Below are 12,832 nucleotides of genomic sequence, written 5' to 3' on the forward strand. Positions count from 1 at the left end.
GTTTCAGGTATAAATGAGCAAATTTTAGAATGGAAAACAACACTTGTTTTCACTGCGGAGATGGTTGTGGTAATCATCCAATTACGTTTCAAGACAAATCCTTTTGTTGTAATGGCTGTAAGACCGTTTTCGAGATTTTTAACGAAAATGATTTAACGTGTTATTACGATTTACAGAATTCTCCTGGTGCTATTCCAACGGAAATAGAAGGTAAATATGATTTTCTTTCACAAGAGAATATTATAGAAAAACTTACGGAATTCAGAAGTGATACTATTGAAATTACAACACTTTATATTCCACATATACATTGTAGCTCTTGTATTTGGATACTCGAAAACCTCAATAAATTAAATCCTAATATTTCAGATTCCCAAGTTAATTTTGGCAAGAAAACCGTAAGAGTGACCTATAATTCTGAAGTCACAGATTTAAAGTCAGTTGTGTTATTACTTAGCTCAATTGGTTATGAACCTTATATCAGTTTAGATGATTTTAAATCAAGAAAAAAACATGTTAACAGAACACTCATCTATAAACTTGGAGTTGCAGGATTTGGTTTTGGTAATATTATGTTCTTGTCTTTTCCTGAATATTTTGAGGTGAACGAATATTGGTTAGAACAATACAAACCTTTATTTCGATGGTTAATGTTTGCGTTGTCCTTACCTATTGTCTTTTATGCGGCACAGGATTATTTCATTTCAGCTTATAAAGGTTTAAAGGCTAAAATTTTAAATATTGATGTTCCCATTGCTTTAGGAGTTTCTGTCTTATTCATAAGAAGCACTATTGAAATTATGTTCGATTTGGGCTCTGGTTTTTTTGATAGTCTCGCTGGATTGATATTTTTTCTTTTAGTTGGTAAATTCTTTCAGCAAAAAACTTATCAGTTTTTATCCTTTGAGCGCGATTATAAATCCTACTTCCCAATTGCAATAACCAAAATAAATAAGGAAGGTTACGAAGAAACGATTCAGGTTTACGATATAGAAAAAGGAGACCGCATTCTTATTCGGAATGAAGAATTAATTCCTGTTGATGGTATTCTTATTAATGGAAAAGCAAAAATAGATTACAGTTTTGTTACTGGTGAATCACAAACCGTTTCTAAGCAATCTGGAGATAAACTATTCGCTGGTGGTAAACAAACCAATGGAGTTATTGAAATGGAAGCTTTAAAATCTGTTGAACAGAGTTATCTAACACAATTATGGAGTAACGATGTTTTTAGCAAAAATAAAGAAGATGGTTTTACAAATATTACCAATACTATTAGTAAACATTTCACCATTGCTATTTTAACGATAGCATTCATTGCCACAAGTTATTGGCTTTTTGTTGATTCTAGCAAAGCTATAAATGTATTCACGGCAGTACTTATTATTGCCTGTCCTTGTGCCATTGCATTATCCGCTCCGTTTACATTTGGGAACTTATTACGCATCTTTGGTAAACTAAAATTCTATGTCAAAAATGCCACTGTTATAGAGCAATTGGCACAAATTAATACTGTTATTTTTGATAAAACAGGAACGATTACATCTAACAAACATAGCAATGCGCAATATGACGGCGATGTACTGTCTGACTCTGAAAATGTAGTTTTAAAAAATTCCCTTCGTGGTTCTAATCACCCATTAAGTAGAACTTTATATAATATTTTACAGGAAAACAATATCATTACACTTGATGCTTTTGAAGAACACATCGGTAAAGGCATTGAAGCCAAACACGATGCGGTAAGTATGAAAATTGGTTCCGCCAATTTTGTTGGTAACGCAAAGGAAACCTCTTTGTTAAACACAACAGTTCATATCAGTAGTAATAATATTTACAAAGGAAAATATACCTTTTATAATAGTTATAGAAAAGGGGTTTCAAAACTGTTCAACCAACTCAAAAAACATTTCGATTTAGTTATTCTTTCTGGAGATAATGAAGGCGAGCGAGAAAACTTAAAAAAATTGCTTCCAGCAAAAACGAAATTGATTTTCAATCAAAAACCAGAAGATAAATTAGAATTCATTAAATACCATCAATCTGAAGGGGCAAAAGTGCTTATGATTGGTGATGGATTAAATGATGCAGGTGCATTGGCACAAAGTAATGTTGGAATAGCAATTTCGGAAGATGTAAATGTTTTCTCGCCTGCTTGTGATGGTATTTTGGATGCCTCAAAATTCAAACAACTTTATCAATTTATTAAAGCATCAAAATCCGCAATAAAAATTATTAAATGGAGCTTTGTGCTTTCGTTTTTCTACAATGTCATTGGTTTATATTTTGCAGTTACTGGTCAATTAGAACCTGTTGTTGCCGCAATTTTAATGCCTTTAAGCTCCATCAGTATTGTAGTATTTACAACGATTGCTACAAATTTTTTAGGACGGAAATTAAAATAAATTAATCAACATGATAAAAGTCATGTTTTAAAAAAAGGTTCAGCTTTATTTTTGAACCATAACTTCAGTAGGTATGAGTGTTATTTATATTTTATTAACAGTGAGCGTTGTCGTTGGCGTGACTTTCTTTGTCATTTTCATAATGGCTGTAAAGTCTGGGCAATACGATGACGATTATACTCCATCTGTACGAATGCTTTTTGAAGACGAACTTGTAAAAGAACAAACCAATACATCAAAACAAACAAAAACTGACTAATTTTTTTAATATGGAAATGCAACAATTCTATTACGATAATAAAATCGTTAAAAAATTCCTTTATGCCACAATACTTTGGGGAGTTGTTGGGATGCTTGTAGGCCTTATTCTGGCCTTTATGTTTTTATTCCCAAATATGACAGATGGTATATCATGGCTAAGTTTCGGTCGCTTAAGACCATTACATACCAATGCTGTAATCTTTGCCTTTGTTGGTAATGCCATTTTTGCTGGTGTTTATTACTCATTGCAACGTCTCTTAAAAGCTAGAATGTTTAGTGATATGCTAAGTAATTTTAATTTCTGGGCATGGCAATTAATCATTGTTGGTGCAGCAATAACTTTACCTCTTGGTTACACAACGTCAAAAGAATATGCTGAATTAGAATGGCCTTTCGATATCGCTATCGCATTAGTTTGGGTTGCTTTTGGTGTTAACATGATTGCGACTATTCTTAAGCGTCGTCAACGTCACCTATATGTTGCTATTTGGTTCTACCTAGCAACTTTTGTTACGGTTGCAGTACTTCATATTTTTAATAGCTTAGAATTACCCGTTAGTGGATTAAAAAGTTATTCCGTTTATGCAGGTGTTCAAGATGCTTTAGTACAATGGTGGTATGGACATAATGCCGTTGCATTCTTCTTAACAACCCCATTTTTAGGACTGATGTACTATTTTGTACCAAAAGCAGCAAATAGGCCTGTTTACTCTTATCGTTTATCTATTGTTCACTTTTGGTCTTTAATTTTTATTTACATCTGGGCAGGACCACACCACTTGCTATATACGGCTTTACCAGAATGGGCACAACACCTAGGTGTAGCATTCTCGGTTATGTTAATTGCTCCATCTTGGGGAGGTATGATTAATGGACTGTTAACATTGCGTGGTGCTTGGGATAAAGTACGAACAGATCCTGTTTTAAAATTTATGGTAGTAGCTATAACTGGTTATGGTATGGCCACTTTTGAAGGTCCAATGCTTTCACTTAAAAATGTAAATGCGATTGCACACTTTACGGATTGGATTATTGCTCACGTACACGTTGGTGCATTAGCATGGAATGGTTTTCTTGCCTTTGGTATGATTTACTGGTTAATCCCGAGATTATTTAAAACAAAACTACATTCTACTGGTTTAGCCAATGTTCATTTTTGGATTGGTACTTTAGGTATCATATTGTATGCATTACCAATGTATGTTGCAGGTTTTGCACAAGCAAGTATGTGGAAACAATTTAATCCAGATGGTACTTTAGTTTATGGTAACTTCTTAGAAACCGTGACTGAAATTATGCCAATGTACTGGATGCGAGCTATCGGTGGAACTTTGTACATAACTGGTATGTTAATCTTAGTTTATAACGTAATAATGACTGTTGTAAGGTCTAATAACAAAGTTACTGACGAATTAGCCGAAGCACCTGCTTTACAACGCGTATCTAAAAGACGTGTTGCTGGTGAAGGCTGGCACACTTGGTTAGAGCGTAAACCAGTATTGCTTACCATATATGCTACAGTTGCAATTTTAATTGGTGGAATAGTACAGATTATACCAACAATCGTAGTAAAGTCTAATATTCCAACTATAAGTAGTGTTCAACCATATACTCCACTTGAGTTAGAAGGTAGGGATATATATATAAGAGAAGGTTGTGTGGGTTGTCACTCTCAAATGGTACGTCCATTTAGGTCTGAAGTAGAACGTTATGGAGAATATTCTAAGGCAGGTGAGTTTGTTTACGACCATCCATTCCTTTGGGGAAGTAAACGTACTGGGCCAGATTTACATAGAGTTGGAGGAAAATACACTGATAGCTGGCATTTAAGCCATTTATATGACCCACAAGCTATGAATGAAGAATCTATTATGCCAAGGTATCAATGGTTAATACGAAACGAACTAGATAAGTCCATGACTGAAAAGAAAATGGAAGCTATGGTTACTTTAGGTGTGCCTTACTCAGAAGAAGATATTGCAAATGCACAAGCTTCCATGATAGAACAGGGCTCATTGATTGTAAAGAACCTTTATGATGATCCTGATTTTGTAAAATCTTATGAAGCAGATAAACAAGCTTCTGGAGGTGATTTTGTTGAAATGAAAAACAGAGAAATTGTTGCCATGATTGCTTACCTACAACGTTTAGGTACAGATATTAAAGTAAAAGACATTATTAACGAAACTGCTCAAAACTAAAAACCTCATGCTGAAATTTGTAAAAAACCACATGGAAAGTATTACAGGGATAGAGATATATCCTATGATATCACTCCTCATATTCTTTATCTTTTTTGTAGTCTTATTTTATTGGGTATTTACTGCAAAGAAAGACTATATAAATACAGTTAGTAATTTACCATTAGACAACCAAAACGAAACTATATTATGAGAAATTTAATTCCATCATACATAAGAGTACCAGTAGTATTTTTCGCAATTGCTGCACTTGTAGAATATTTTGTAGAGTCTGGTGACCAACCAGCCTTTATGGAACAGCCAATAATTCTTTTATTCTTATTGTTAGTACTTCTTGTTTTATTAGCAATAGAAGGAATAGTAGGTTCTATGGATAATATTCTTTATCAAAGTTTAGATGATGAAGCTAAAGCAAGATACGACGCTAAAAAAACGGCTCCATCAAAATTTAGCATATGGTTTAAGAATATTTACAACAAGCTTTTGGGATCTAAACCAATAGAAGAAGAAGGTGAAATTATTTTAGACCATAATTATGATGGCATAAAAGAATTAGATAACAATTTACCACCATGGTGGGTTTACAGCTTTTATCTTACCATAATCTTTGGTGTGATATATATGTTTCGCTACCACGTATTTAATGCAGATGACCAATTTGCTGAATATGAAATTGAATATGCAGAAGCCAATAAAGCCATAGAAGAATACAAAAAAACAGCAAAAAACTTAGTGGATTATAATACTGTTGAAGTTTTAACAGAAGCTGCAGATTTAAGTGCTGGAAAGGTAATTTTTGAAGCGAAATGTGCGGTATGTCATAAAGCTGATGGTGGAGGAGGAATTGGTCCTAACTTAACAGATGAAAACTGGATTTTAGGAGGAGGTATTAAAAATATCTTCAAAACAGTTTCTGAAGGTGGTCGTGATGGTAAAGGTATGGTATCTTGGAAAAAAGAAGGATTAAAACCGCTAGAAATGGCTCAGGTTTCTAGTTATATTTTAAAATTTCAAGGCACAACACCTGCAGAACCAAAACCTGCTGAAGGAGACATCTGGATTGATGAGTCTTTAGATAAATCGGAAAGCGAGTCTGAAACAGAAAACACTATAGAAGATGCTGCCGAAGTTGAAGACCCAAATTCCGTAGTTTCTAATAATTAACAGAAAAGCTTCCCTAAATGGAAACGCCAGAGAATGAAGTTTTTAGAGATTCAATTGGTACTATCAATGAAGATGGTAAACGTAATTGGATTTTTCCTAAAAAACCTTCAGGTTATTTTTACGAAAAGCGTAAAATAGTAAGCTATATTTTACTAGCTTTCTTATTTGCGGCACCTTTTGTGAAGATTAATGGGAATCAGTTTTTATTATTCAACGTTACCGATCGTCGCTTTAATATTTTCGGATTTCCGTTTTGGCCTCAAGATTTTCATTTATTCGTCATATCTATGATTATTGGTGTAGTTTTTATTACACTTTTTACCGTAGGTTTTGGACGTATTTTCTGTGGTTGGATTTGCCCGCAGACCATTTTTATGGAAATGGTTTTTAGACGCATTGAATATTGGATAGATGGTGACAGAAATAAGCAGCGTAGACTTGATAGACAAAAATGGGATGCAGAAAAAATTAGAAAGCGTGTTTTAAAATGGTTTATCTTTTTAGTGGTTTCATTTCTTATTGCAAATGTATTTTTAGCATATCTTATTGGTAGCGACCAATTACTTAAGTATATACTAGAGGGTCCATTTCAGCATTTAGGAACACTAATACCATTGATTATTTTTACGGCTGTATTCTATTTTATTTTTGCTTGGTTTAGAGAACAAGTATGCATCATAGCCTGTCCATATGGTCGTTTACAAGGCGTTCTTTTAGATAACAAATCTATTATTGTTGCCTACGACCATAAACGAGGAGAAGCTGAAAGCGGTCGAAAGAAATTTAGAAAAAATGAAGATCGTGAGGCACTTGGACATGGAGATTGTATAGATTGTTTTCAATGTGTCAATGTTTGCCCAACAGGTATTGATATAAGAAACGGAACACAACTAGAATGTGTTAATTGTACAGCTTGTATTGATGAGTGTGATCATATAATGGAAAGTATTAACCTTCCAAAAGGGCTAATCCGTTATGCTAGTGAGGCAAATATAGAAAAGAAAGAGCCATTTAAACTTACAGCTCGAATGAAAGGCTATATCGCTGTATTGGTCATTTTAATTGGTGTTTTAGCAGGAATGCTAACTTTAAGAAATGATGTTGAAGCACGAATTTTAAGATTGCCTGGTCAACTCTATGAACGTAAAGACAATAATATAATTAGTAATGTCTATACCTTTAAATTGGTAAATAAAACAACAGAAAAAATTGATGATATTAGCTTTAAACTAAGAGGTATTAATGGAGAAATTAAATTAGTATCAACTAATGGAACATTTGAAGTTGAAGCGCAAAAAATAGCTGAAGGCACATTGTTCATAGAATTACAACAAAGTGATTTATCAGGAGACAAAAATAAACTCAGAATTGATGTTTACAGTAACGGAGAATTAATTGAAACCACAAATGTAGGTTTCCTAGGTCCTCGTAGTTATAATTAGAAAAAAAAGATATCCCGAATTAAACTCAGGATGATAAATAAATAATGTTATGAAAATAAATTGGGGAACAGCCATAGTAATTGCATTTGTATGCTTCATAGCATTCATCATGTATTTTGTAATCAGTATGAGTACAGATAAAAAATACGATCACGATCTAGTGGTAGAAGATTACTATCAAGAAGAGTTAAAATTTCAAACGGATATTGATAAAGAGGCTCATTCTAAAACATTAGATACCGATATCTCATGGCAAAAAACTTCAGAAGGTATTAAAATTAATTTTCCTAAAAACTTAGATTTAAAAGACATTAAAGGAAAAGTGTTCCTATACAGACCATCTAATAAACAATTTGATTTTGAAATTCCGATTTCATTATCTAATCACAATTTGCTCATACCTGACAAACGTTTATTAGGTGGTCGTTGGAACATTAAAGTAGATTGGAAATATAATAATAATTCTTACCTCTATAAAACCGAAATCACGTATTAAATGTTAGTTTCTGCACTCATATTAGGATTATTAGGAAGTTTGCACTGCGTTGGCATGTGCGGTCCTATTGCCTTTATGTTGCCTGTAGATCGCTCTAACTCTTATAAAAAAGTAAGTCAAATAGGAGTTTATCATTTCGGTAGATTATTAGCCTATAGTTTAATTGGTTTGGTCTTTGGGTTGGTAGGTAAAAGTCTCTATCTTTTTGGTATACAACAACAATTATCTATTGCCATCGGAATCCTAATGATTATTCTTGTATTGATTCCCTATAAAACTATTGGCAAGTATAACCTATCTCAACCTTTAAATAAACTCATCTCTAAAGTAAAGTCTAATTTAGGACAGGCACTAAAAAAGAAAACTGCTGACACTTTTTTAACCATCGGATTTCTTAATGGATTTTTACCATGTGGCTTAGTTTACATGGCTGTTTTTGGTGCAGTCGCAACCGGCAGTCTATTAGAAGGTAGTTTGTATATGGTTTTATTTGGATTGGGAACAATACCTCTAATGACCTCCGCCATTTATTTAGGTAAGTTTCTAAACAGTACTATAAAACAACGAATCCAAAAAGCGATTCCGGTTTTTGTGGTTGTCATAGGTGCTTTATTTATTCTTCGTGGTTTAGGACTGGGTATTCCTTACCTCTCACCTGCTCCAATTGTCGAATTGGCTTCGAGTGCAATGGAATGTCATTAAAACTATTCACAACAATATTAATAATTATTGATTGTATTTAGGCCATCATTTTAACTGCAGTCATTAAACTAATTTCTTATTTTCGTCTTCTGAATTATTACAGCTATGAACTCAATCAATCAACCACAATCCGTAAAATCCATACTAAGAACTTTAACTATTATTCATATGGCATTTTGTGTATCAATAGTCTTATTTGGTACAGTCGTGCTATATATTACAAAAAATGCAATCTTGGATTTTGCTGATACTTCTGATAAATTATTCTATATCGTTCCTGGATTAGCTATTGCAGGAGCCTTAGCCAGTCAATACCTTTTTAAAAAGACCATAATTCAGGCACATAGCAAGTCAACCTTAAAGGAAAAATTAATGCAGTATCAAAGCTCTAAATTCATTCAATTTGCATTGATTGAAGCACCCGCATTTTTAGGAATAGTTAATTTTTTAATTACTTCTAATCAGTATTATTTAATTATTTCAGCTGCACTACTAGTTTATCTAATAAGTCGTAAACCCACAAAATTTGAGATTAAAAACAGCCTAAATCTTAACCCAGAACAAGAACGGGAGTTTATAAAGGCAATAAGAAATTAAAAAACGCCAAAGGTTAGAATCTCTGGCGTTTTAACTTGATGATAAAACACTAACTAATAAACATCAAGAGAATTAAATTTTAAAAGTCATTACTGGTAACGTAGAATGGTTGGCTATGTCTTCAGAAATACTGCCTTCAAAGAAATGTGCTAAGCCTTTTCTACCGTGCGTAGCTACAGCAATTACATCCGCACCAATTAGGTTAGCGAAGTTTAAAATTCCTTTTTCTATAGAATAATCTGAAACAACAGTTACGTTTGGTAAATTTTCTAAATCACCATCTGCTTTTCTTAAGAAGTCTGACACACGTTTATCTATTTCTGATGAACTTCTAAAACTTCCATCAGGTGCATTTACATAGACCAAATGCATCTTTGCCCCAAGCTTATTAAGTGCTTTTTTTGCATTTAAATAAGGAGCAACAGCTTCATCTGAAAAATCACTTGCAAATACTCCATTTTCAAATTCCATCAAAATTGGATTGTGCTTTATCACTAAAACAGGAATGTCAGAGTGACGTACTACTTTTTCAGTATTTGAACCCACTAGCACCTCTTTTATACCACTCGCACCATGAGATCCCATTACAACAAGATTAGCATCATGCTCATTAGCAACGTCGTTAACTTCACTCCAGACTTTAAAATGCTTTACAATAGGAGTTAGTTTAATATTTTCTAAATAGGGTTTGTCTAAAAACTGATCAAACTTTTGCTCAGCCAGTTTTAAGTAAAATACAGCTTCTTGGCTTAATGTATCACTTGCAGAAGTTAAAATAGCATTAGATAATTCTAGCATGTGTAGAACAATCAGTTCAGAATCATACTTTTTAGCCAAAGTAGCAGCTGCTTCTAAAGCATATTCGGAGTGTTCTGAGAAATCTATTGGTACAATAATCTTTTTCATTTGTAGTTGTTTTAAATTGTCATTGAAAATAATTGAGTATCTGGCTTTTTTCGCTGTAACAACAGATCGAAAGCCATACATATATTTCTGACAAAGGGTTTTCCTTGTTCAGTTATGGTTACTTGTTTTCTTCCAAACTCGAGTAAACCATCTTGTTCAAATTCTTTAAGTTTTATTAGGACTTCTGGTAATTCTTCAAAAGTCATATCTTCATTAATCCACGACGTTTTGAAATTACACATAAGGTTAAGAATATGCCTTCTAATAATTAGGTCTTCTGTATTTAAAATATGTCCTCTATAAACAGGAATCATCCCTTCATCAATTAAATGATAATACTCCTCAATGGATTTTACATTTTGCGCAAAACCATACCAGCTATCACTTATTGAAGATGCTCCCAAACCAATCATAGCTTGTGTTTTAGACGCTGTATAACCCATAAAATTTCGGTGTAACGTTTCATTCTCCATAGCTTTGTAGAGTGCATCTGTTTTTAAAGCAAAATGATCCATTCCTATTTCTTTATAGCTTATATTTTCTAAAATACGTTTTCCGGTTTCATACTGTTGGCGTTTAGAATCGCCAGATGGTAAATCAGCATCATTAAAACCACGTTGACCGTTTCCTTTAATCCAAGGTACATGGGCGTAGCTATAAAAAGCAATACGATCTGGCATTAAACTTCCAGTTTTAATAATGGTGTCTATAACATCATTTTTAGTTTGAAACGGTAAACCAAAAATAATATCATGACCAACAGAAGTATAACCTATTGTACGCGCTAACTCTGTGACGCGCCTCACGTTTTCAAAAGGTTGAATACGATGTATTGCTTGCTGCACTTTTAAGTTATAATCTTGTACACCAAAACTAACACGTCTAAAACCTAAATCGAATAATGTTTGCAAATGCGCTTCGGTAGTATTGTTGGGATGTCCCTCGAAACTAAATTCATAATTTTCTACTACTTCCGAAACTTTAAGCAATTCAGAAATTAAAAATTTCAAATTCTCTGGTGAGAAAAAAGTTGGTGTTCCGCCTCCTAAATGCAATTCTTTTATCTTTGGTTTTCCACCCAATAGATTTCTATAAATACTCCACTCTTTTAAAAGTGCTTTTATATAAGGCGATTCTACTTCGTGGCGCTTAGTGATGCGTTTATGGCAACCGCAAAACGTACAAAGACTTTCGCAAAATGGCAAATGTAGATACAAGCTTAAGCCTTCTGAGCTATTACTCTCAGAGAATGATTGCTTTAAAGACTTTTTCCATTGTTGTAACGAAAAACTATCTATATCCCAATACGGAACCGTTGGATAGCTTGTATACCGTGGTCCGGCAACGTTGTATTTATTAACTAAAGAGTGACTCATACCTTTTATTTGATATCCAAAATTACTGGTATGTCTAGTTATAAAACATGATATTTGTCATATAACCATGTAATGAGCTATAAAATGCTAAAAACCGAAACCTTTGAAGTGACCCTTGCAGATAAGCAAAGTGTGATTTTACCAGAAGACCGTATTAGTGATTTTATAGCGAATAATCATAAGCGAATAAAAGCAAAAGCAAAATTTGAAGAGAACTATATTGAATTTTATGCGGCTTTAAAACGGGAAAAATCTGGACTATATCGTATCTATTTTAGTAAAGCCAAACAAAAGGAATTAGGTGTTTTTGTGAATGATTATTTTACGCTTCAAATCTTTGAAGACACTTCTAAATATGGAGTAGAAATGCCTGAAGAACTTGAAGCTGTTCTACTTAGTGATTATGAAGCTTATACCTTATTTGAGAATTTAACTCCAGGACGACAACGTAGCATTATTTATGCTGTTTCAAGATATAAATCGGCTCAAACCCGAGTTGATAAGGCATTAGTCATAACAGAAAATCTAAGGCGTGGCATCTCAGATCCTAGATTATGGTTAAAGAAGAATTAATACTCTACTTGCATTAACGTAATTATCTACTTAACTTTACTACAAACAAAATAACTTGTCATGAAAAATTTAAAATTAATAGCGTTAGCCTTTTCTGTTGTATTTGCAACGGCTTGTAAAGAGATTAAAAAAGAAACTGAAGAGACTATAGAAACAGAAGTTGAAGAGGTAGTTAAAGAAGATTCAACAGAGAAAAAATTATCAATTACATTATCTCCAAAAAGTGATAGTAATGTAGAAGGCACTATCAATTTTACTGAAGTAGATGGTATGGTAACTATGGAAGGCACTATTACTGGTTTAGAAGAAGGCGAACACGCTATCCATATTCACGAAAAAGCAGATTGCTCATCGCCAGATGGAAAATCTTCTGGTGGACATTGGAATCCTACAACGCAACCGCATGGTGCTTGGGGAGACGCAACCGGTTATCACAAAGGTGATATTGGTAATTTTAAAACCGATGCAAGTGGTAAAGGAACCGTAACAAAAACTACAGATGAATGGTGTATTGGTTGTGGTGATGACACTAAAGATATTTTAGGCAAAGCAATTATTGTACATATAGGTGTGGACGATTTAAAATCTCAACCTTCTGGTGCTGCTGGTGCTCGTGTAGGTTGTGCAGGTATTATAGAATAATTTTATTAAAATATAAATAAAGAAGCTACTTTAACGGTAGCTTTTTTACTTTTACATAAATCTTGTT

General features: G+C 33.4%; 13 protein-coding genes. 11 read left to right on the forward strand and 2 right to left on the reverse strand.

The window, feature by feature from the left end; translation table 11 throughout:
- Nucleotides 1-29: 29 nt before the first annotated feature.
- The 9 genes from SJY34_RS05565 (at nucleotide 30) to SJY34_RS05605 (ending at nucleotide 9,268) form a co-directional block, all read left to right on the forward strand.
- Nucleotides 30-2,405 carry a heavy metal translocating P-type ATPase gene (locus SJY34_RS05565; protein WP_400079794.1) on the forward strand — a complete coding sequence of 792 codons (2,376 nt, stop codon included), beginning with the start codon at nucleotides 30-32 and terminating at the stop codon, nucleotides 2,403-2,405.
- A gap of 73 nt (nucleotides 2,406-2,478) precedes the next feature.
- A complete protein-coding gene (ccoS, locus tag SJY34_RS05570; protein WP_400079797.1) occupies nucleotides 2,479-2,664 on the forward strand; it encodes a cbb3-type cytochrome oxidase assembly protein CcoS in 186 nt (61 codons plus the stop codon).
- Between the two features lie 10 nt (nucleotides 2,665-2,674).
- Nucleotides 2,675-4,867, forward strand: a complete 2,193-nt coding sequence (ccoN, locus tag SJY34_RS05575; RefSeq protein WP_400079799.1) for a cytochrome-c oxidase, cbb3-type subunit I — start codon at nucleotides 2,675-2,677, stop codon at nucleotides 4,865-4,867.
- Nucleotides 4,868-4,874: 7 nt separating this feature from the next.
- On the forward strand, nucleotides 4,875-5,060 hold the full coding sequence (locus SJY34_RS05580) for a CcoQ/FixQ family Cbb3-type cytochrome c oxidase assembly chaperone (RefSeq protein ID WP_400079802.1): 186 nt from the start codon (nucleotides 4,875-4,877) through the stop codon (nucleotides 5,058-5,060).
- Complete coding sequence (locus SJY34_RS05585; protein WP_400079805.1) at nucleotides 5,057-6,031, forward strand: cbb3-type cytochrome c oxidase N-terminal domain-containing protein; 975 nt, start codon at nucleotides 5,057-5,059, stop codon at nucleotides 6,029-6,031. The genes SJY34_RS05580 and SJY34_RS05585 overlap by 4 nt, the downstream gene beginning before the upstream one ends.
- Nucleotides 6,032-6,048: 17 nt before the next feature.
- The gene (ccoG, locus tag SJY34_RS05590) at nucleotides 6,049-7,473 is read left to right on the forward strand and encodes a cytochrome c oxidase accessory protein CcoG (RefSeq protein ID WP_400079808.1); all 1,425 of its coding nucleotides are present in this window, start codon (nucleotides 6,049-6,051) and stop codon (nucleotides 7,471-7,473) included.
- Between the two features lie 49 nt (nucleotides 7,474-7,522).
- On the forward strand, nucleotides 7,523-7,969 hold the full coding sequence (locus SJY34_RS05595; RefSeq protein ID WP_400079811.1) for a FixH family protein: 447 nt from the start codon (nucleotides 7,523-7,525) through the stop codon (nucleotides 7,967-7,969).
- Nucleotides 7,970-8,671, forward strand: a complete 702-nt coding sequence (locus SJY34_RS05600; protein WP_400079814.1) for a sulfite exporter TauE/SafE family protein — start codon at nucleotides 7,970-7,972, stop codon at nucleotides 8,669-8,671. It abuts the gene before it with no gap.
- A gap of 105 nt (nucleotides 8,672-8,776) precedes the next feature.
- Complete coding sequence (locus SJY34_RS05605; protein ID WP_400079816.1) at nucleotides 8,777-9,268, forward strand: hypothetical protein; 492 nt, start codon at nucleotides 8,777-8,779, stop codon at nucleotides 9,266-9,268.
- A 72-nt stretch (nucleotides 9,269-9,340) separates the two neighbouring features.
- Here the strand turns inward: SJY34_RS05605 and SJY34_RS05610 are convergent, their stop codons facing one another.
- Both SJY34_RS05610 and hemN read right to left on the reverse strand, forming a co-directional pair.
- Entirely contained in the window at nucleotides 9,341-10,174 is an 834-nt protein-coding gene (locus SJY34_RS05610) for a universal stress protein (RefSeq protein ID WP_400079819.1), read from the reverse strand.
- Nucleotides 10,175-10,185: 11 nt separating this feature from the next.
- On the reverse strand, nucleotides 10,186-11,550 hold the full coding sequence (gene hemN, locus SJY34_RS05615) for an oxygen-independent coproporphyrinogen III oxidase (RefSeq protein ID WP_400079821.1): 1,365 nt from the start codon (nucleotides 11,548-11,550) through the stop codon (nucleotides 10,186-10,188).
- 54 nt (nucleotides 11,551-11,604) lie between these two features.
- Here hemN and SJY34_RS05620 point away from each other — a divergent pair, with 54 nt between their 5' ends.
- Both SJY34_RS05620 and SJY34_RS05625 read left to right on the forward strand, forming a co-directional pair.
- Complete coding sequence (locus tag SJY34_RS05620; protein ID WP_400079823.1) at nucleotides 11,605-12,123, forward strand: YdeI/OmpD-associated family protein; 519 nt, start codon at nucleotides 11,605-11,607, stop codon at nucleotides 12,121-12,123.
- Nucleotides 12,124-12,183: 60 nt separating this feature from the next.
- Complete coding sequence (locus SJY34_RS05625) at nucleotides 12,184-12,765, forward strand: superoxide dismutase family protein (protein ID WP_400079826.1); 582 nt, start codon at nucleotides 12,184-12,186, stop codon at nucleotides 12,763-12,765.
- The last annotated feature ends 67 nt before the right edge of the window (nucleotides 12,766-12,832 follow it).

The organism is Winogradskyella sp. R77965 (assembly GCF_044594915.1).
Taxonomy (GTDB): domain Bacteria; phylum Bacteroidota; class Bacteroidia; order Flavobacteriales; family Flavobacteriaceae; genus Winogradskyella.

What these genes read in the sequence shown, in the direction of transcription:
- SJY34_RS05565 (WP_400079794.1), top strand. Translation starts at nt 30, where the DNA reads ATGGAAAACAACACTTGTTTTCACTGCGGAGATGGTTGTGGTAATCAT.
- ccoS (WP_400079797.1), top strand. Translation starts at nt 2,479, where the DNA reads ATGAGTGTTATTTATATTTTATTAACAGTGAGCGTTGTCGTTGGCGTG.
- ccoN (WP_400079799.1), top strand. Translation starts at nt 2,675, where the DNA reads ATGGAAATGCAACAATTCTATTACGATAATAAAATCGTTAAAAAATTC.
- SJY34_RS05580 (WP_400079802.1), top strand. Translation starts at nt 4,875, where the DNA reads ATGCTGAAATTTGTAAAAAACCACATGGAAAGTATTACAGGGATAGAG.
- SJY34_RS05585 (WP_400079805.1), top strand. Translation starts at nt 5,057, where the DNA reads ATGAGAAATTTAATTCCATCATACATAAGAGTACCAGTAGTATTTTTC.
- ccoG (WP_400079808.1), top strand. Translation starts at nt 6,049, where the DNA reads ATGGAAACGCCAGAGAATGAAGTTTTTAGAGATTCAATTGGTACTATC.
- SJY34_RS05595 (WP_400079811.1), top strand. Translation starts at nt 7,523, where the DNA reads ATGAAAATAAATTGGGGAACAGCCATAGTAATTGCATTTGTATGCTTC.
- SJY34_RS05600 (WP_400079814.1), top strand. Translation starts at nt 7,970, where the DNA reads ATGTTAGTTTCTGCACTCATATTAGGATTATTAGGAAGTTTGCACTGC.
- SJY34_RS05605 (WP_400079816.1), top strand. Translation starts at nt 8,777, where the DNA reads ATGAACTCAATCAATCAACCACAATCCGTAAAATCCATACTAAGAACT.
- SJY34_RS05610 (WP_400079819.1), bottom strand. Translation starts at nt 10,174, where the DNA reads ATGAAAAAGATTATTGTACCAATAGATTTCTCAGAACACTCCGAATAT.
- hemN (WP_400079821.1), bottom strand. Translation starts at nt 11,550, where the DNA reads ATGAGTCACTCTTTAGTTAATAAATACAACGTTGCCGGACCACGGTAT.
- SJY34_RS05625 (WP_400079826.1), top strand. Translation starts at nt 12,184, where the DNA reads ATGAAAAATTTAAAATTAATAGCGTTAGCCTTTTCTGTTGTATTTGCA.